17 protein-coding genes and 1 pseudogene are annotated in these 18,273 nt (G+C 70.0%); 3 read left to right on the top strand and 15 right to left on the bottom strand.

What is annotated here, in order from left to right; all coding sequences use genetic code 11:
• Window positions 1–155 precede the first annotated feature (155 nt).
• Window positions 156–2,024, top strand: a complete 1,869-nt coding sequence (locus G4X40_RS03725) for a hypothetical protein (protein WP_277830234.1) — start codon at window positions 156–158, stop codon at window positions 2,022–2,024.
• Between the two features lie 17 nt (window positions 2,025–2,041).
• Here the strand turns inward: G4X40_RS03725 and G4X40_RS03730 are convergent, their stop codons facing one another.
• The 10 genes and pseudogenes from G4X40_RS03730 to G4X40_RS03775 all read right to left on the bottom strand — a co-directional run bounded on the left by G4X40_RS03730 (window position 2,042) and on the right by G4X40_RS03775 (window position 12,593).
• Window positions 2,042–3,034, bottom strand: a complete 993-nt coding sequence (locus G4X40_RS03730) for an SAM-dependent methyltransferase (RefSeq protein ID WP_277831252.1) — start codon at window positions 3,032–3,034, stop codon at window positions 2,042–2,044.
• Window positions 3,020–4,963: pseudogene (locus G4X40_RS03735) on the bottom strand (acyl-CoA dehydrogenase family protein); the annotation flags it as partial. The pseudogene G4X40_RS03735 and the gene G4X40_RS03730, both read right to left, overlap by 15 nt.
• Window positions 4,964–5,079: 116 nt before the next feature.
• The gene (locus G4X40_RS03740; protein WP_277830235.1) at window positions 5,080–5,928 is read right to left on the bottom strand and encodes an MHYT domain-containing protein; all 849 of its coding nucleotides are present in this window, start codon (window positions 5,926–5,928) and stop codon (window positions 5,080–5,082) included.
• A gap of 15 nt (window positions 5,929–5,943) precedes the next feature.
• On the bottom strand, window positions 5,944–6,528 hold the full coding sequence (locus tag G4X40_RS03745) for a GTP-binding protein (RefSeq protein ID WP_277830236.1): 585 nt from the start codon (window positions 6,526–6,528) through the stop codon (window positions 5,944–5,946).
• On the bottom strand, window positions 6,509–6,874 hold the full coding sequence (locus tag G4X40_RS03750; protein WP_277830237.1) for a DUF742 domain-containing protein: 366 nt from the start codon (window positions 6,872–6,874) through the stop codon (window positions 6,509–6,511). Before G4X40_RS03750 ends, G4X40_RS03745 begins: the two co-directional genes overlap by 20 nt.
• A gap of 16 nt (window positions 6,875–6,890) precedes the next feature.
• Window positions 6,891–7,307, bottom strand: coding sequence for a roadblock/LC7 domain-containing protein (locus G4X40_RS03755; protein WP_277830238.1), 417 nt, complete (start codon window positions 7,305–7,307; stop codon window positions 6,891–6,893).
• On the bottom strand, window positions 7,304–10,462 hold the full coding sequence (locus G4X40_RS03760; protein ID WP_277830239.1) for a sensor histidine kinase: 3,159 nt from the start codon (window positions 10,460–10,462) through the stop codon (window positions 7,304–7,306). Before G4X40_RS03760 ends, G4X40_RS03755 begins: the two co-directional genes overlap by 4 nt.
• A 330-nt stretch (window positions 10,463–10,792) precedes the next feature.
• Window positions 10,793–11,062 carry a metal-sensitive transcriptional regulator gene (locus G4X40_RS03765; protein WP_277831253.1) on the bottom strand — a complete coding sequence of 90 codons (270 nt, stop codon included), beginning with the start codon at window positions 11,060–11,062 and terminating at the stop codon, window positions 10,793–10,795.
• Between the two features lie 108 nt (window positions 11,063–11,170).
• Window positions 11,171–12,259, bottom strand: a complete 1,089-nt coding sequence (gene cds1 / locus G4X40_RS03770; protein WP_277830243.1) for an L-cysteine desulfhydrase Cds1 — start codon at window positions 12,257–12,259, stop codon at window positions 11,171–11,173.
• A gap of 7 nt (window positions 12,260–12,266) precedes the next feature.
• On the bottom strand, window positions 12,267–12,593 hold the full coding sequence (locus G4X40_RS03775) for a DUF4229 domain-containing protein (protein ID WP_277830244.1): 327 nt from the start codon (window positions 12,591–12,593) through the stop codon (window positions 12,267–12,269).
• 217 nt (window positions 12,594–12,810) lie between these two features.
• On the opposite strand from G4X40_RS03775, the gene G4X40_RS03780 reads away from it, so the two are divergent.
• Both G4X40_RS03780 and G4X40_RS03785 read left to right on the top strand, forming a co-directional pair.
• Window positions 12,811–13,044 (top strand): BldC family transcriptional regulator, encoded by a 234-nt coding sequence (locus tag G4X40_RS03780; RefSeq protein ID WP_408642106.1) that lies wholly within the window; start codon window positions 12,811–12,813, stop codon window positions 13,042–13,044.
• 65 nt (window positions 13,045–13,109) lie between these two features.
• Window positions 13,110–13,277, top strand: a complete 168-nt coding sequence (locus G4X40_RS03785; protein ID WP_277830245.1) for a hypothetical protein — start codon at window positions 13,110–13,112, stop codon at window positions 13,275–13,277.
• Between the two features lie 123 nt (window positions 13,278–13,400).
• Here the strand turns inward: G4X40_RS03785 and ccsB are convergent, their stop codons facing one another.
• From ccsB to G4X40_RS03810, 5 genes are all read right to left on the bottom strand, one after another.
• Window positions 13,401–14,390: a c-type cytochrome biogenesis protein CcsB gene (gene ccsB / locus G4X40_RS03790; RefSeq protein ID WP_277830246.1), complete on the bottom strand. Its 990-nt coding sequence runs from the start codon at window positions 14,388–14,390 to the stop codon at window positions 13,401–13,403.
• A gap of 7 nt (window positions 14,391–14,397) precedes the next feature.
• Window positions 14,398–16,050: a cytochrome c biogenesis protein ResB gene (gene resB, locus G4X40_RS03795; protein WP_277830247.1), complete on the bottom strand. Its 1,653-nt coding sequence runs from the start codon at window positions 16,048–16,050 to the stop codon at window positions 14,398–14,400.
• A 64-nt stretch (window positions 16,051–16,114) separates the two neighbouring features.
• Window positions 16,115–16,939 (bottom strand): cytochrome c biogenesis CcdA family protein, encoded by an 825-nt coding sequence (locus G4X40_RS03800; RefSeq protein WP_277831256.1) that lies wholly within the window; start codon window positions 16,937–16,939, stop codon window positions 16,115–16,117.
• Window positions 16,940–16,992: 53 nt separating this feature from the next.
• The gene (locus tag G4X40_RS03805; protein WP_277830248.1) at window positions 16,993–17,589 is read right to left on the bottom strand and encodes a TlpA disulfide reductase family protein; all 597 of its coding nucleotides are present in this window, start codon (window positions 17,587–17,589) and stop codon (window positions 16,993–16,995) included.
• A complete protein-coding gene (locus tag G4X40_RS03810; protein ID WP_277831258.1) occupies window positions 17,586–18,272 on the bottom strand; it encodes a histidine phosphatase family protein in 687 nt (228 codons plus the stop codon). Before G4X40_RS03810 ends, G4X40_RS03805 begins: the two co-directional genes overlap by 4 nt.
• Window position 18,273: the final 1 nt, after the last annotated feature.

The raw sequence follows: 18,273 nt of genomic DNA on the forward strand, positions 1-18,273 counted from the left end.
TGTGAAGCGCAGTGGGCGCGAGGTCGGCAGCGGCGTGGACACCGTGTGTGAAGCGCAGCGGACGTGTGGCGGGCAGCGGCGTGGCGCAGCGGCACCGACGGGATGCGAGGATCGGACGGTCCGGACCGCACGGCCATCCACCGGGAGCGAGGTGCATGACCCAGCTGACCCAGCCACAGACCACCGCCCGCACCGGGGTGGCGGCCTCGCGGGCACCCCGCATGCGCACCGTGCACCTGGCGCTGCTGCTGATCGTCGCTCAACTGGTCGTCCGCGCGGTGACACTGCAGCACGGGTCGTTCTACTGGGATGACCTGATCCTCGAGGGGCGAGCCGCCCGCCTGCCGTTGTTCTCGGCGGACCTGCTGCTGCGCGGTCACGACGGGCACTTCATGCCCGGAGCGTTCCTGATCGCGGCGATCACCACCCGCCTGGCTCCTCTGAGTTGGGCAGCCCCGGCGGCGACACTGCTCACGCTGCAGGCCCTCGCGTCGCTGGCCATGCTCCGACTGTTGCGTCTGTTGCTCGGCGACCGCGGCCGACTGCTGCTGGTGCCGCTGGTGTTCTACCTGTTCTCGCCGTTGACACTGCCGGCCTTCGCCTGGTGGGCGGCGGGTTTGAACACACTGCCGCTGCAGATCGCCCTGGTCTGGGTCGCCGGCGATGCGCTGCAACTGCACCGGACCGGTCGCGCCCGCTACGCTCTCAGCGGGACCCTCGTCTTCGTGGCGGCGCTGGCCTGCTTCGAGAAGGCGGTGGTGGTCCCGGCTGTCGCCTTCGCGTGCGTGGCACTGGCCCTGCACGTCGACCGGTCGAGGTTCGGCCGCCCGGGCGAACGACGGCGCACCCCGTTGCGCAGCGCCGCGAGCCGTTGTGCACTGCTGTGGTCGGCGCTGCTCGCGGTGACCGCACTGTGGACCGTCGGCTACCTGACGCTGGTCCACCCGAGTCCCGGTCGGGGCAGCGAGCACATGCTGGGCCAGCTCGTGTCGCGGTCGGTGTTCCGCGGTGTGCTGCCGGGGCTGTTCGGCGGGCCGTGGGCATGGATCCGTTGGCCCACCACCCCGCCGTGGGCGGTCGTCGCGACCCCGGCGGTCGTGGGCTGCGCGGTGGCCGCAACCCTCCTGCTGGTCGCAACCTCGCTGCGCCGCCGCGGGGTCGCCGTGGTGTGGCTCTGCGCCGCCGCCTATGTGGTGGTCGCACAGTTGTCGATCGCACTGGTCCGGGACAGCCCCGACACCGCCCCCGAGCTCGCCCAGACGCTGCGGTATCTGCCCGACAGCGCGGTCGTACTGACGATCGCGTGCGCACTGGTGCTGCGCGCGCCCCGCAGACGGCCCCCGCCCGAACCCCAGCGACCGCACCGCGCGCGAACCGCATTCGGGGCCGCTGCGGCGGTGCTGTTCGTCGGCGCCTCACTGTGGTCCACGCAGGCGTTCACCCGGCAGTGGGAGAAGAACCCGACCGCGTCGTACCTGGCGACCGCCCGGCGCGAGTTGGCCGCACATCGGGACGTCCCGCTGCTGGACCAGCCGGTCTCGATCTGGGTGCTGACCCCGCTGACCTACCCGGACAACCTCGCGTCGCACGTCTTCGCGCCGCTGCCCGACCGGCCCGCCTTCGCGACGTCGACCCCGCGGCTGCGGATGGTCACCGACACCGGCGAGATCGTCGACGCGAAAGTGTTGTGGGCGCGCGCGATCCGGCCCGGGCCGGTCGCCGGTTGCGGGTACCGCGTCGACGCGGCGGCCCCCGCCACCCTCGTCCTCAGCGGCAGGCTGCCGGACTGGAACTGGACCGCGCAGCTGAACTATCTGGCCTCGGCGGACGGCTCGATCGACGTCGCGGTCGGGCACGACGCCGCGGTGCGGGTCCCCGTCCGTACCGGTCTGAACCGGGTGTTCGTGCGGCTCGTCGGCGGGGGTGACACGCTGCGGGTCCGCACGCTGACCCCCGGGCTGCGACTGTGTGTCGGCACCGGACCGGTCGGGCCGGTCGGCCCGGTTGCGAGCGCGCCCCGCTGACGCGACCGGCTCGGGTCCTACTTGCGCGCCGAGACGAACGCCCCCGAGCGCGGCGGGAACATCGACTCGTCCTCGAGCCTGCGACCGTACCGGCCGGTGACGTCGACGACGTAGTCGGTGGACACGGTCCAGCCGTGCTCGCGCAGCCAGTCGCCGAGCGGGAAGTCTGGCTCGTCGGGCCACAGATCGGTGACGTCGAGACCCATCCGCTCCGACATCTGCGCGCGGCGCCGCTGGAACTGCGGGTCGCGCCGGATCGCCGCCATGCCCTCGACGTACTCCACCTCGAGGGAGCTGCCGGGCACGGTCAGATCGCCGACGATCCTGAGCAGTCGCTCCTTCGCCGCATTCGGCAGGAACATCATCAGTCCCTCCGCCAGCCACGCCGACGGCCGCGCCGGATCGAATCCGGCTTGCCGCAACGCACCGGTCCACTCGTTGCGCAGGTCCACCGCGACCGTCCGCCGCTGCGCCCCGGCGCGCACGCCCCGCCCGGCCAGCACCGCGTCCTTGAACGCCAGCACCTTCGGCGCATCGAGCTCGAAGACCGTCACCGATTCCGGCCACGACATCCGGTACGCCCGCGCGTCCAGGCCGGCCGCCAACAGCACGATCTGCGAAGCCCCGGCCTCGGCCGCGGCGGCCAGGCGCTCGTCGAAGTAGCGCGACCGCACCCCCATGTAGGTGGCCATCGACGTCCACGACATCACCTGGTCCTCGTCGTCGCCGACATCCTCGAGCCGGGTGGGCATCGGCTTCGGCGGCGCGGCCGCCCGCACGAACGCCTCCGCGAACGGGTCGGACACCAGCGCGCCCTCACTGTGCGTCTCCATCGCGCGGCCCGCGGCGACCCCCAGCGCCGTCAAGCCGACTCCGGTCACGATGTCCCAGTCCGCGGCGAAACCGCCATCCACGGCAGAATCCGCCGCCGAGAAACCTTCCTTCCCAACGCTGTCGGAGGACTGCGTCCCCTGCCTCCCGGTGCCGTCCAGGTCGAACCGCCGCGCCACACTCGGCTCGGTCGACGGTCCCGGCTCCCACGTCGCGATCCACGGGCCGGTGCCCTCACTCTGGTCGAGCACCCCTTCCTCGAGCCACGCGTACCGACCGTCCAGCACCGACTGGGCGACCCGGTGATCGACGTCGTCGGTGTTGTCCCACAACGCCGCGAAGAGCGCCTCTGTGCGGATGCGCGACTGCCGGCAGAAGGCATCCGCAAGTTCGCACGCGGCCGCACCTTTCTCCGTGCCCTCGTCCGAATCCTCGGCGCGTTGCATCTCGGCACGCACGCAGCAGGCCGACATCGCGAACAGCTCGGCCCCGATGTCGACCACCCGGCCGAGGAAGCTCTGATGCTTCTCCATGCCCGCCTGCCAGCGGGCCATGCCGTAGAAGGTGGATCGGGCCAGTTTGCGCGCATTGCGCTCGACGAACCGCAGATGTGTTGCCAGCGAGTCGAACTCGCCGTACGAGGTGGGCATCTGCCCCTTGCCCGCCACCAGATGCGGCAGCCACGACACGTAGAAGCCGCTGGCGTGCGCGGCCGCCTTCGCCTTGTGCTGCAGATCGGCCTTCGGGTCGGCCAGGTCGCCGGCGGCGGTCAGGTGCGCGTCGACCGCCTCACGGGCGACGAGCAGTCGCATGATCTCGCTCGAGCCTTCGAAGATCCGGTTGATCCGCAGGTCCCGCAACAACTGTTCCGCGGGCACCGCGCGCTCGCCGCGAGCGGCCAGTGACGCGGCGGTCTCATAGCCGCGCCCGCCCCGGATCTGCACCAGTTCGTCGATGATCCGCCAGCCCATCTCGCTGGCCCAGAGCTTCGCGAGTGCCGCCTCGATCCGGATGTCGTTGCGCCCCTCGTCGGCCATCTGACCGGCCAGTTCCAGTACCGACTCGAGTGCATAAGTGGTGGCGGCGATGAACGAGAGCTTCTCGGCGACCGCGCCGTGCTCGCCGACCGGCCGACCCCACTGCACCCGTTCCGCCGACCACTCGCGACCGATCTTCAGGCTCCATTTGCCGGCCCCCGCGCACATCGCCGGCAGTGCGAGCCGGCCGGCGTTCAAGGTGGTCAGCGCGATCTTCAGTCCCTCGCCCTCGCGGCCGATCCGGTTGCGCGCCGGCACGCGCACCCGGTGCAGCCGGGTGACACCGTTCTCGATGCCGCGCAGGCCCATGAACGCGTTGCGGCGCTCGACAGTGATGCCCGGCGAGTCCGCCTCCACGACGAATGCGGTGATCCCGCCGCGGTGATGCTTGCCGTCGTCGCCGTCGTACGCGGGCACCCGCGCCATCACCACCAGCAACTCGGCTACCACGCCATTGGTCGTCCACAGCTTGACGCCCTCGAGTTCGTACGCCCGGCCGTCGTCGACGGGGGTCGCCGACGACGCCATCCGGGCCGGGTCGGAGCCGACGTCCGGTTCGGTGAGCAGGAAGGCCGAGATCGCCCCGCGCGCGCAACGCGGCAGGAACTCGCGCTTCTGCTCCTCGGTCCCCGCCAGCTTGAGCGGCTCCGGTACGCCGATCGACTGGTGCGCGGACAGCAGTGCGCCCAGACTCGGATGCACGGAACTGACGAGCATCAGGACCCGGTTGTACGCCACTTGCGAGAGTCCCAGCCCGCCGTACTCCTCGGGGATCTTCAGGCCGAAGCAGCCGAGTTCGGCCAGCGCCCGGACGTACTCGTCGGGGATGCGCGAATCGCGCTCGACGACCGTCCCGTCCAGTCCCACGCACACGTCGCGCAGCCTGGCCAGGAAGCGGTCGGTGCGCTGTTGTTCCTCCGGCGTCGGCACCGGGAACGGGTGTACGAGCTCGAGTGGGAACCGGCCGAGAAAGAGTTCCTTGGCGAACGAGGGCTTCTCCCACCCGCTCTCGCGGGCCTCCTCCGCGACCGCTCGCGCCTGTTCCTCACTGACATGGGTCGCCTGGACCATGACACGCCTCCGAGCTGGGCAACTGGTTCCTGAAGACCAGTGTTACCCCTCGGTAGCCGCGATGACACCCGTTCGCCGAGATACCCGACCGCACGGTCCGTTTCGGCGGTACCCGCTCAGCCGACGGGCTGCTCGGCCTGCGCGGCGTACTCCTCGACCACCCAGCGTTCGGCCTCCTCCTCGAGCCGCGACTCGGCCCGGGTCGGCGCGGTCAGCAGCGCGGTGATGGGGATTGTCAGGACGAGGGTGCCGGCCACGAAGGCCGGGAACAGGATCGAGAACACCTCGACGCCGGCCGGGGGAACCGCCGCCGAGTCGAGGTCGACCTGCATCGCCATCATCGCGACATAGTGGGCGCCGACCACACCGAGCGCCATCACCGGCGCCGCGGCCCACCGCAGGTACCGGTTGTGCGCGGTGAGGGTGAGCCAGACCGCCAGCGTCCCCACGACGACGCCGATCGCCACCGATTCGACCGCGAGCGGCACGGCGTAACCGAACGACCCCTGAATGTGGATGCCCCGCACGATGGTGAAGTGCACCACCGGCACGGCGGCACCGATCACCACACCGCCGCCGACGATCCGCGCGATCTCGACGGTCCCGCTCGGCCGCACCTGCTCTTCGAGCCCGTCCCGGTCCTCCCGGCGGCCCGTGATCAGCAAGCCGACGAGGGCGAGCGCCACGGCCAGCACCAGCGAGACGGTGACCCAGGTGCCGTCGTAACGCATCTTCGTGCCGGAAACGGTGAACCCGACCAGCACGATCAGCTGCACCAGCCAGATCGCCACGCCGCCGATCGACATCGCAGCCGCGGCCAGCCAACACCACCGGCGCACCACCGACAGCGAGTACCGCGACTTGCGCGCACAGGCGAAGCCGACCGCCGCGGCGATCGTCGAGGTGACGAATGCCAGGAACAGCACCCACACCCCGAGCGAGAACAGGTCCACATGATCAGACATCGAACGTCCTTCTGGTCAGGCGACCGGCTGGGCGAGCTTGCTCAACGCGTACTCGGTGATCGCTACCAGCCCACGCTTGGCGGACTCACGGTCCCGGGCGTCGATCGACATGATCGGCACCTCTGCGGACACCGCCAGCGCCTGGCGGATGTCCTCGATCGGATACTGCGGCGCATCGTCGAACTCGTTGATGGCGACCAGGAACGGCAGGTTGCGGGCCTCGAAGAAGTCGACGGCCGCGAAGCTCTCCTCGAGCCGCCGGGTGTCGATCAGCACGATGGCGCCGATCGCGCCGCGGATCAGGTCGTCCCACATGAACCAGAACCGGTTCTGTCCCGGGGTGCCGAACAGGTACAGCACCAGATCCGAGGCCAGCGAGATCCGGCCGAAGTCCATGGCGACCGTCGTCGTGGACTTGTTCGGGGTGGCGCTCAGGTTGTCCACACCGTCGCTGGCGTCGGTGACGAGTGCCTCGGTCCGCAGCGGCACGATCTCCGACACGGCACCGACCAGCGTGGTCTTGCCGACGCCGAAGCCGCCCGCAATCACGATCTTCGTGGAGGTGACCCGGCCCGGGGCACTAGATTTCGCGAAGTCCACTGAGAACCCTTTCGATGAGTTCGCGACGTTCGGCGTCGCTGGAGTCTTCCTTCAACGTCGCCAGGATCTGCACGTGGCCCGCCTCGACCAGGTCGGCGACGAGCACCCGGGCGACGCCGAGCGGCATGCTCAGGCGTGCGGCGATCTCGGCTACCGACGGCGACTGCCGGCACAGCGCGAGGATGGCCGCCTCGACGTTGTCGAGTTCGGCCTCGTGATCGGCTGCCATCGGCACCGCCTGGATAAGTGCCTCGAGCGCCAGCTCCACCGCCGGGCGGGTTCGCCCCGAGGTCAGCGAGTAGGGGCGGACCAGGCTCGGTCCGTTCTGCGGGGTCTGCTCATCCATCGCTGGTCACCGGGACTCAGGATCCCAGGGTCACGCGCGGGTTCGCCTGCACCGAGGCGCCCACACGATCGACGAGCATGGCCATCTCGTACCCGACCTGCCCGATGTCGCACGAGGAGCTGGTGAGCACCGCGAGGTGCGAGCCGTCGCCGACACTCATCAGCAGCAGGTAGCCGTGCTGCATCTCGACCACCGACTGCAGCACGCCGCCACCGTCGAACAGGTTCGACACACCGGCGGACAGGCTGGCCAGACCCGAGGTGACCGCCGAGAGCTGCTCGGCCCGGTCGGTGGGCAGGTGGGCGCTGGCCGCCATCAGCAGGCCGTCGGCGGACACGAGCACCGCATGGGAGACACCCGCCGCCTCCTGCGCAAAGTTCGAGACCAACCAGTCCAGCGGACGGGAAGTGTCGGAACCATTCTCGAAGTTCATCGGTCTCCTTCGGTGTTGCCGGATGCCGCACCCTGGCTGGGCGGGGCGCTGTGGCCCGGTGCGACGGTGGGAGGTGCGCTGTGGTGCGGTGCGACGGTGGACCGTCCGTCGCGGACGCCCTGCTGATGACGGCTCAGGCGGGTCCGGATCGAGGCCGCGTCGCGTGTCTGTCGCCCGTCGCCGGTGTGATCGGAGCCGACGCTACCCGGCACCAGCCGATGCCCGGGGAGGCGCTGCGGCAGTCCCTTGTCGGTCCGCGACCGCACCGGCTCCTCACTGGCCCGCTGGGCCGCCGACCATCCCTCGTCGGCGGGGGAGGTCCACGTGGTCGGGGCCGGAGCCGACTGCTCGGTCGGATCGGTAAGCCACATCGACACCATGTCGGCGAAGATCGGGGTGTCGTCGGGAATCGGCGACTCCGCCGGCTCCGGGTCCGCGGTCGGTGCCGCCACCGGCGGCACCGGGCCGCTGGGGTTCGCGACCCGCGGCCGGAAGAACGACGCGGTCTTCTCCGGATCACGGCCCGAACGGTGCCTGCCGAGCGGGTTCTCGGGGTTCGCAATCGGCCTCGACGCCGGTCCTGCCGCCGGAACGGCCGCGGGCGCCGGGGCGCGTCCGGCCGCCGGTGCGGCGGATGCAGTGTCCGGAGCCGGAGCCGGAGCCGGAGCGGGCGTCGGCGTGGGAGCCGGGGCGGGGATGCTCGGTCGCGGAGCCGCCGGCGACGGGTTGAGCAGCGCCGAGACCCCGCTGCGGCCCGGCTGGCGCTGCGGCAGCACCGGCGGGGCGTCCGCGGCAGGCGTCTCGTCCGGCTGCGGGGCGACTGTCTGCGGGGTGGCAGGCCGCTGCGCCTCTGCCGACGGGGCGGCTGTCTGAGTCTCTGCCTGCGGCGCGTCCGCTTGCGGGGCAACGGGTCGACGCTGGGGCAGTGCGAAGGCTCCACCGATCCGCTTGGCCTGTTCCTCCGCATCCGGTGCGGGGGTGCGCTGCGGCAGCACCGGCGCTTCCGCGGAGCGCTCCGGAGCCGCGGGCCGCGGCGTCGGAGCGGGCGGCTCCGGCGGGGCCTGATCCGGCTGAACGCCCAACGCGGGCACCTGGTGCGAGCCGGGCCGACGCTGCGGCAACCCGCTGGAGGTGGTGATCTTCCCCGGAATCGACATCGTGACGGTCATCGGCCCGGTGGGGTCGCGCTGTTCGACGGTCGGGGCCGGCTGCTGCGGGGCGGGAGCGGACTCGAGTTCGCCGCGCACCACGGCGGGTTGGGCACCGGTGTCGACCCGCTGCTGCGGACCGGTCATCCCGATGGCCAGCGGTGCGACCATCAACTGCTGGGGCAGGTGCACGCTCACGGTCACGCCGGGGTTCGTCTTCGTTTCCACCGTCGGGCGCAGCCGCACGGTGATGCCGTACCGCTCCGCCAGCCGGCTGACCACGAACAGGCCCATGTGCCGCGCGGTCTCCGGGGTGATCTCGGCGCCCGTCGAGAGCCTGCTGTTGATCGCGGCCAGCTCGTCGCGCGGGATGCCGATGCCGCGGTCGGAGATCTCCAGCAGCAGCCCGCCGTCGATCGCCTGCGCGAAGCTGAAGGACACCATGGTGTCCGGCGGGGAGGCGCGCAATGCGTTGTCGAGCAGCTCGGCCAGCAGGTGGACCACATCGGTCGCGGTGGACCCGGACAGGGCGCCCTCCGGGGTGGACCCCAACTTGACGCGCTGATAGTTCTCGACCTCGGAGATCGCGGCGCGCAGCACGTCGCTGAGTGCGACCGGCGCGGATGGCCCGCGGCGCGAGCGCATGCCGGAGAGCACCAGCAGGTTGTCGCCGTTGCGGCGCATGCGGGCGGCGAGGTGGTCCAGCCGGAACAGGCTCTCGAGCCGCTTCGGGTCCTTCTCCTCGTACTCGAGCGCCTCGATCAGACCCAACTGCTGATCGACGAGCGTCTTGCTGCGCCGCGCCAGGGTTTCGAACATGTCGTTGACCTGGAGGCGCAGATGCGCCTGCTCGCCGGCGAGCCGCAGCGCCTGGCCGTGGATGTCGTCGACCGCGCGGGCCAGCTGACCGATCTCCTCGGTGGTGTAGACGGGCACCGCGTTGAACTCGTCGACGGTGTCGCCGACCTTGATCCGGTCGATCGCGTCGGGAAGGTCGCGCCGTGCCACCTGCAGCGCGCCGTGGCGGAGCCGACGGATCGGGGAGACCAGCGACCGAGACACCAACAGCGCGAGAACCATCGCGGCCAGCAGCGTGCCCAGCACGATCGCGGCGTCACGCAGCGCCGCCGACCGGGTGGCGATGGCCTTGGCCTGCACGCCCTGGGTGATCTCGTCCGTCGCCTGCTTGACCATGCCGTGGTAGGTCGCGAGGCTCTCCAACAGCGACTGCCGTTCCTCGAGGACCGGCAACTGCTTGGATGCAATGCCCTGCTCGAACATCCTCATGCGCTGGTTCAAGGCGTCGTGCAGCGTTGCAAGGTTCTGATCATCAGCGGGATAGTCGCGGGTCAGCGTGTCGAGCAGTGCCTGCTCGGCACCGGTGACCGAGGCATAGTGCGTCGGCGGAGTGTTGATGTTGCCGAGGTACTGGACCATCGTCATGGCCTCGTCACTCAGGCGACGCTGCGCGAGCCAGGTGTCGATCAGTTTGGTCTTCGCCGCCTGGATGTCGTGATCGTCGATCGGACTGAGAATGGCGTCCGCCGCGTTGACCAGACTCGACCGCGACGTGTTCGCATTCTCACCCAATGCGGCGGCGTCGGTGATCCCGCCCTGGACCTGAGTGCGCAGCGCCTCAGCAGCCGTGAGTGCCTTGCCCAGCTCCGCGGCAACCGGCGCCGCCAGATCCGGACTGTGCGCCGTCTTGGTCATGTCGGCGATGGCTGCGTCGAAGGTCGCCATGTCGTCCCGACTCAGCGTGCCCGACGCCTGGGCGGGGAGCACCGTGCCGACAGCGGCCTCCAGCGCCACGATCGGCGGGATCTCGACCATCTGGTCGGCGGCCGAGCTGTAGTGCACGGCGTCGCTCAGCTCGGACTGCACACGCAGCGCGCCGAACACCATGGCGACGATCAGCGGCACCGCGAGGACCGCGGTGACCTTCCATCGGACGCCCCAGTTTTCGAGGCTGGGCAGGCGCCAGCGCCGCGATGACACGTCCCTCATTCGGCAAGCTCACTTTCCACCTGGTTCCGCCACATCGATCCGCGCTCGCGTCCGAGCCCCCGACATGGGTGGACGGGCAGACGTCCGGGTGACCACGGACACTAGCGGCAGGCGCTCGTTCGACCAAACAGATCATGCTCGCAGGTCACGGCCGATCCGTCGCCCACCCGCACCTTTCGGCGCACGCCGTCTCAAGGAAAGGGTACTCACCAGTCACAGTGGTCAACCTGCGCCACACCTGCTTGTCGGGCGACAGGCGGATCGACACCGCCGTGTGAGGTTACTCACACGGGCGGTGCGAGAGTGATCTGCGACCACATCCCGACCTGATCAGGCCAGCGCGAGGAACAGCTTCTCGAGCTCGGCCTCGGTGATCTCCGGCCGGCCGTCCGCGCCTTCGCTGTCGAGGCAGTCACGCAGGCCCGAGGCCACGATCTTGAACCCCGCGCGATCCAGAGCACGCGACACCGCGGCCAGCTGGGTGACCACCTCACGGCAGTCGCGCCCCGCCTCGATCATGGAGATCACCCCGGCCAGCTGGCCGTGTGCACGGCGCAGCCGATTGAGGACCTGGGCAATGCTCTGCTCGTCGCCGGTCATGACACCCTCTTCTCGCGTCGACGCCCATTCGTCGGGCGGCTGGTTCATCCAGCGGTTCGTACACCTGCCGCCGATGATACCCCTGAGGGTATCCAGACGTCCGTGCCGTCAGCCCAGCCAGCGGCCGGTCGAGGCGAACTCCGCGAGCACCGCACCGGACTCGGCCAGGTCGAGCCCCTCCGACGCGACCCAGTCGTCGTCGTAATACGTGTCCGCATAGCGCTCCCCGCCATCACAGAGAAGGGTCACGAGACTCCCGCGGCGCCCGTCCGCCACCATCTCCGCGATCAGGGAGAACGCGCCCCAGAGGTTGGTGCCGGTCGAGCCGCCGACCCGACGCCCCAGCACCGCGCTGCCGTGTCGGGCCGCGGCGATCGACGCCGCATCGGGAACGCGGATCATGCGGTCGACGACCTGCCCGACGAACGACGGCTCGACCCGGGGCCGCCCGATCCCCTCGATGCGCGACGGCGTGCCGGTGGTGAAGTCGCACGAGCCGGCCTCGTAACCGCCGTAGAACGCCGATCCCTCGGGATCGACCACGGCGAGACGGGTGTGGTGGCGGCGGTAGCGGATGTAGCGGCCGATCGTCGCACTGGTGCCACCGGTGCCCGCGCCGACGACCACCCAGTCCGGCACCGGGTGCCGTTCCAGGCTCATCTGCCCGAAGATCGACTCGGCGATGTTGTTGTTCCCGCGCCAGTCGGTGGCCCGCTCGGCGTGGGTGAACTGGTCCATGAAGTGCCCGTCGCAGGCGACCGCCAGCCGGTGCGCCTCCGAGTACAGCTCCGACGGCCGGTCGATGTAATGGCACCGCCCGCCCTGCGCCTCGATCAGCGAGATCTTCGCGGCGCTGGTGCCGCGCGGCACGACCGCGACGAACTCGAGACCGAGCAGCTTGGCCAAGTACGCCTCGCTCACCGCGGTGGAGCCGGACGAGGCCTCGATGACCGTGGTGCCCTCCCCCACCCAGCCGTTGCACAGTGCATACAGGAAAAGCGAGCGCGCCAGCCGGTGCTTGAGGCTGCCGGTGATGTGCGTCGACTCGTCCTTGAGGTAGAGCTGCACGCCCCACTCGGACGGGAGTGGATAACGCAGCAGGTGCGTGTCCGCGCTGCGCTGGGCGTCGGCCTCGATCAGCCGGACTGCGTTGTCGACCCAGTCGCGGGGAGCGCTGCGGTCCACGTGCTGCGTCACCGCGCGGTCACCGGCTGCCGTCCTCGCCGCGGATACGGGCCCGCAGGTCCTCCTTGTCGCGACGTCGACGCTCGTCGACGACGGCGATGTCGGCATTGACCTTCTGCCGGATCTTCTTGAACAGGAACATCGACACCGGCAGCGAGATCAACAGGCCGAACAGTGCCGACAGGATCAGCGGCAGACCGTCGTGGAGAACCACGTGGCCGATGCCGAAGATCGCCGCGGTCAGCACGACGAACAGCACCAGCCTGGCAGCGGTGTAGAAGAGCAGATGCTTGACCAGCTGGGCCTTGGGGCTCGACTCTGGCGGGCTCACGGGTACTTCACTCACGGATCCAGGTTACCGACACCGGCGCGGACACCCCCGGACGGCCGATTTCTCGTCCGGAAGACACTGTGACGTGCCACTATGAGTGCAATGTCGGGATCAGGAATCCGGGTTGAACCGGTGGTGCGGGTCACGTTCGCGGACCCGGTACCGGGCGTCCGGTTTCCGCATCAGGATCGGAACGCAATGTCAGGATCAGGTCCGTAGCAGAGGAGATCCGATGGACATGCCCACCTTGGGCGACACCGCGGCGCAGGAACGTCTGCTCACTCCGCGCGAAGTCGCACAACTGTTCAGGGTCGACCCGAAGACCGTGACCCGGTGGGCCGCGGCCGGACGGCTCGGGTTCCTACGCACGCCGGGGGGCCATCGCCGATTCAGAGAGGGAGAGGTGCGGCGGCTGCTCGCCTCGCTCAGTTCGGGCGCGACGCTGCCGAGCCGGACGTCTCCGTAGCGGCCCCGACCGGTGGCGGCGACCATCGGACCGGGTCTACCCTCGCCTGAAAAGGAGGTAAACCCGTGATCTACCTGTTGGCCATGGTCGGCCTGGCCACACTCGTCGTGCTCGCGTGGCGGGCCTTCGGTCCCACGGGGATCGGGAAGGGTCCGGTGACGGGCCCCGACGACGATCCCGAGTTCCTGCACAGCCTCGGCACGCCGACCGACGGCCCCGACGCCGAGAAGTAGTCGACCGAGCTCAGCAGACGGGTCCGCCCCGGGATCGCTCCCGGGGCGGGCCCGTCTGCTGTCGGCGCAGGCTCCGTTCAGACCGGCGCCCCGTTCAGACCGGCGCCCCGTTCAGACCGGCGCTCAGTTCAGACCGGCGTAGGAGTGCAGACCCGAGACCACCATGTTGATGATGAACAGGTTGAACAGCATGGCGACGAAGCCGGCGAGGTTGATCCAGGCCGCCTTCTGATCGCGCCAACCCGCGGTGGCGCGGGCGTGCAGGTAGGCCGCGTAGATGACCCACGCGATGAACGAGCAGGTCTCCTTCGGGTCCCAGCCCCAGAACCGGCCCCACGCGGCCTCCGCCCAGATGGCGCCGCAGATGACACCCGCGCCGAACACGGGGAAGGCGAACACCACGGTCCGGTAGGCCAGGCGGTCGAGCGCCCGCGCGTCGGGCAGTTTCGCGGCGAACCGGCCCACCGCGGTATCGGGCTCCTCGCCCTTCGGGAAGCGCACGCGGAACAGGAACAGTGCGCTCGCCACACCGGAGACCAGGAAGACACCGCTGCCGATGCTGATGATCGTCACGTGGATCGGCAGCCAGTACGACTGCAGCGCGGGCACCACCGGGGCGGCGTTCGCGTAGAGCACGGTGCCGGCGACGAACATGAGGATGACCACGGGCACCATCACGAACGCCATCAGCGGGTGCTGCTCGCGGCGGCGCAGCATGAAGAGCGCGGCGCCGACGCCGACACAGCAGGTCAGCGCGACGAACTCGTACATGTTGCCCCACGGGATGCGGTGCACCGCGAGGCCGCGCAGCACGATCATCGCCACGTGCAGACCGAAGCCGAGGACCACCAGCGCGTAGCCCATGTTTGCCAGGCGCTCGTGCATCGGGCGGTTCGGCTTGTCCGTGATCACCCGCCCCGGGGTGTTCTCGGTCGCGGTTAGCCCGGCCGGACCGACGAGTTCCCGCTCGCGGGCCTCCTCGCGGGCCTCGACCGCCCGTCCGCGGACCACCGCGTACGACGCCAACAGCAGCAGCAGCGCCAGCACGTAGACGCCGGTCGCCGACCCGAACGCGAGATCGCTGTAATGCGAAAGGTTTTCGTTCACGGGCATCGGTACATCACTCCTGTTCGCCGACGCTGAGCCGCTTGCCGAGCTTGGTGAATTCCTCGCCCCACCCGGCCTGATCGGTACGGGCGAGGCCGCCAAGCTCTACTACGGTACGTCGTTTACCTGTGGACAAGCTAGCCGACGCCGCGTCGGGATAAATCCGGGCCCACACCCGGCGGCGCTTGACCAGCAACGACACGAGCAGGCCGGCGATCATCGTCACGGCGAACACCAGCACCCAGTCCTGGGTCGGATCGTGCGAGACCTGCAGGTTGACGAACTCCTTCGCGCCGTCGAAGGTGACCTTGGTGCCGTCCGTGAGGGTGGCGCTCTGCCCCTCCTTGAGGTTCACCCGGGTCTGCTTGACCAGCCGGCCCTGGCTGATCATCGACGGGTCCAGCGAGAAGATCGACTGCGCCCGGCCCGTGTCCAGTCCGGTGTCGCCCTTGTAGATGTCGATCGCGACCGCCGGGTTCTGCATGGTCGGCGCGACCGATTGCATGAGGTTGCCCTCGAACATCGCGGTCGGCGCGAACAGACCCTCGATGGCGATCTGATGCTTACGGCGTTCGTCGGCGTTCGGGTACATGCCGCCCGGCGGATCGAACCGCATCGCGCCCGAGCTGAGGAAGAAACGGGCGTCGTCCGGACGGAACTGCAGGGTCTGCGTGCGCGACGTCCCGTCCGGGAAGGTGACGGTGAAGGTCGGCGCGAAGCCGTGGCCCTGCAGGTAGACCCGGTCGCCGTCGATGCGCAGCGGATCATTGACCCGCAGGTCGTACTGGTGCCAGGTGTCCGAGGCCAGGTCTGAGGTGGCCTGGTAGTCGATGTGCGCCCGGAACATCTTCGCCTCACCGGTGGGCAGGTAGTCGGCGTTGAAGTCCTTGACCTTCACACAGAACGGCTTGAGCCCGGTGCCGTTCTCGGTGGCCCCGGCGCGGAACGAGTCGTACACCGCCGGGGTGGTGTTGCAGAACCCGGCGCCGTTCGGATCCGCGACCACGATCACGTTGCCCTCGTAGCTGAACATCTTGCCGAGGCCGATCGCGAGGAGCAGCCCGACCAGCGACAGGTGGAACAGAATGTTGCCGGCCTCGCGCAGGTAGCCGCGCTCGGCGGACACCGTCACCTCATCGGAACGCTCGCCAGTCCCCTGACGCGTGGTGACCCGCCAGCCGCGCAGCACCCCGCGGACCCGCTGCACGTTCTCGTCGACAGAACCGTCGAAGATCTGCTCCGAGTGGTGCGGCAGGCGGCCCAGATTGCGCGGCGCCGCCACCGGCGCGGAACGCAGCGCCTTGGCGTGCTCGACCACACGCGGCAGGATGCAGCCGACCAGCGAGATGAACAGCAGCACGTAGACGGCGGTGAACCAGAAGCTGCCGAACACGTCGAACAGCTCGAGCTTGTCCATCCACGGCCCGATGGTCGCGTGGTCGGCGATGTACCTGTCGACCTTTTGCGCGTTGAGCGAGCGCTGCGGGATCAGCGCGCCGGGGATCGCCGCGAGCGCCAGCAGGAACAGCAGTATCAGCGCGGTCTTCATGCTGGTCAGACCGCGCCAGGCGTTGCGGACCAGCGCCAGCGCCCGGCGCGCCGTCGACTGCCGCTTGACCACCCGGGGTTCCTCCGGTGGGCTGGGTCGCTGCTGCGTGGTCGTCATCGCTGTCCTGTCGATCGGGTTGTGCGGGCCCGGTCGGGGGCCCCGGCGAGGTTCATGTGCGAGGTCATATCGGCAGGTTGACCCCCGCCACGAGGGTGGACTGCAACCAGCTCACGAACTGGCCCCAGAGTCCGGTGACCAGTGCCAGACCGACGAGCACCAGCATGACGCCGCCGAAGATCTGGATCGCGCGGGTGTGCCGGCGCAGCCAGCCCACTCCGCGCAGTGCTCCCGCCGAGCCGATCGCGAGCAGCACGAACGGAAGGCCCAGCCCGAAGCAGTACGCGACGATCAACAGCACGCCGCGCGCCGCGGTGGTCCCCTCGGTGCCGGCGGCCACCGACATCACCCCGGCCAGCGTCGGTCCCAGGCACGGGGTCCAGCCGAGGCCGAACACGGCCCCGAGCAGCGGTGCCCCGAGCAGCGACGAGATCCGCTGCGGCTCGAAGCGGGTGTCGCGCTGCAGCGCGGGGATCAGCCCGATGAACGCCAGGCCCATGACGATGGTGATCACGCCGCCGACGCGCTGCAACACGTCCCGGTTGACGGTGAGCGCGGAGATCAGCCCGAACACCGCGGCGGACGTCAGCACGAACACGACGGTGAAGCCGAGCACGAACAGCCCGGCCGCGCCGGCGACCCGCCAGCGCCCGCCGCGCCGGACACCCGTCTTCGCCTCCGCGACGGTGACCGCGGGCGCGTCGGCGCCGACCACACCCGCGAGATAGGACAGGTAACCGGGCACCAACGGCACCACGCAGGGCGACGCGAACGAGACGGCGCCCGCGAGCACACAGGCGGCGAGCGCCAGGAATACCGGCCCGGTCGCCGCGGTCGTCTGGAACGTCTCGCCGATCCCGCCCGAGGCGAGCACGACCGCGCCCGTCACCACGGGCGCGTCCCGATCGCGATGCGCGTCTGGGTCGTCACGTCAGTCCGCCGTCACTTCTCCGCCGCGACGCGCTCGACCACGGGCGTCAGATCGCCCGCGAGCAGCGCCTTGAGGAACACGGCCGCGACCCGGTGCTGCCGGTCGAGCACCAGCGTCGAGGGGATGACGCTGGTCGGGAACCGGCTGCCCAGCGCGGTCAGACTGCGCATCGCCGGATCGTAGATCGACGGGTAGGTGATGTTGTTGTTGGTGACGAAATCCTGGGCGGCGGAACGCTGGTCGCGCACGTTGATGCCGAGGAACTGCACACCCTGATCCTTGGTGGCGGTGTAGACCTGCTCGAGGTCGCCGGCCTCACCGCGGCACGGGCCGCACCACTGGCCCCAGAGGTTGACGACCACGACCTGGTTCGGGAAGTCCGAGAGCGAGACGGTCTTGCCCTCGTGCATCAGGTCAGGGCCGTGCAGGTCGCCGATGGTCCCGCGCGAGGACGGCGGATCGTAGAAGATCTCGGTCTTGCCGCCCGGCGAGACGAAATCGAAGGTGCCGCCCTGCGCGACCGCGTCCTTGTCCGCGGCACACCCGGACACCACGACGAGCGTCAGCAGCGCCAGCACCGCCACCAGCGCCTTGCGCCCGCGGCTCATGCTCCCGTCACCATGGGGTCGGAGGCGCCCGCCGGTTCGGAGTACACGATGTCGACCAGGTTGTCGTTGTCGTAGACGAGGCTGGTCAGCGACGCCAGCCCGCATTCGCGACGCCGCGGGTCGTGCCAGAGCCGGTTGCCCTGCAGGAACCGCCGCAGCGTCCACACCGGCAGCTGGTGGCTCACGCAGACCGCCTCGTGCCCGTACGCCTTGGTGCGCGCGGTGTTCGCGGCAGCCAGCATGCGGTGCGCGATCTGCAGATACGGCTCGCCCCAGGACGGGGTGAACGGGTCACGCAGCTTCGGCCAGTGCCGGGGACGGCGCAGCACGCCGTCGCCGACCGACACCCGCAGGCCCTCGAAGTCGTTGTCCGCCTCGATCAGGTTCTCGTCGGTGCTGATCGTCAGGCCGTGGCTCTCGGCGATCGGGCTCGCGGTCTCCTGGGCACGCTGCAGCGGCGACGCGACGACATAGGTGATGTCGTGGTCGGCGAGCGCATTGGCGACCGTCCGGGCCTGCGCCTGCCCGGTCACCGACAGCCGGAAGCCCGGCAGCCGCCCGTAGAGGATCCCGGTCGGGTTGTGCACCTCGCCGTGCCGGAGGAAGTGCACCACCGTCCGGGTCTTGGCGCCCGGGATCTCGGCCGCTTCGGCGGTCGGGGCGTCGGCGGACGGGTTGTTCACG

Source organism: Speluncibacter jeojiensis, from assembly GCF_029589495.1.
Taxonomy (GTDB): Bacteria; Actinomycetota; Actinomycetes; order Mycobacteriales; family Mycobacteriaceae; genus Speluncibacter; species Speluncibacter jeojiensis.

What these genes read in the sequence shown, in the direction of transcription:
- G4X40_RS03725 (WP_277830234.1), top strand. Translation starts at nt 156, where the DNA reads ATGACCCAGCTGACCCAGCCACAGACCACCGCCCGCACCGGGGTGGCG.
- G4X40_RS03740 (WP_277830235.1), bottom strand. Translation starts at nt 5,928, where the DNA reads ATGTCTGATCATGTGGACCTGTTCTCGCTCGGGGTGTGGGTGCTGTTC.
- G4X40_RS03750 (WP_277830237.1), bottom strand. Translation starts at nt 6,874, where the DNA reads ATGGATGAGCAGACCCCGCAGAACGGACCGAGCCTGGTCCGCCCCTAC.
- G4X40_RS03755 (WP_277830238.1), bottom strand. Translation starts at nt 7,307, where the DNA reads ATGAACTTCGAGAATGGTTCCGACACTTCCCGTCCGCTGGACTGGTTG.
- G4X40_RS03760 (WP_277830239.1), bottom strand. Translation starts at nt 10,462, where the DNA reads ATGAGGGACGTGTCATCGCGGCGCTGGCGCCTGCCCAGCCTCGAAAAC.
- G4X40_RS03765 (WP_277831253.1), bottom strand. Translation starts at nt 11,062, where the DNA reads ATGACCGGCGACGAGCAGAGCATTGCCCAGGTCCTCAATCGGCTGCGC.
- G4X40_RS03780 (WP_408642106.1), top strand. Translation starts at nt 12,811, where the DNA reads ATGGACATGCCCACCTTGGGCGACACCGCGGCGCAGGAACGTCTGCTC.
- ccsB (WP_277830246.1), bottom strand. Translation starts at nt 14,390, where the DNA reads ATGCCCGTGAACGAAAACCTTTCGCATTACAGCGATCTCGCGTTCGGG.
- resB (WP_277830247.1), bottom strand. Translation starts at nt 16,050, where the DNA reads ATGACGACCACGCAGCAGCGACCCAGCCCACCGGAGGAACCCCGGGTG.
- G4X40_RS03805 (WP_277830248.1), bottom strand. Translation starts at nt 17,589, where the DNA reads ATGAGCCGCGGGCGCAAGGCGCTGGTGGCGGTGCTGGCGCTGCTGACG.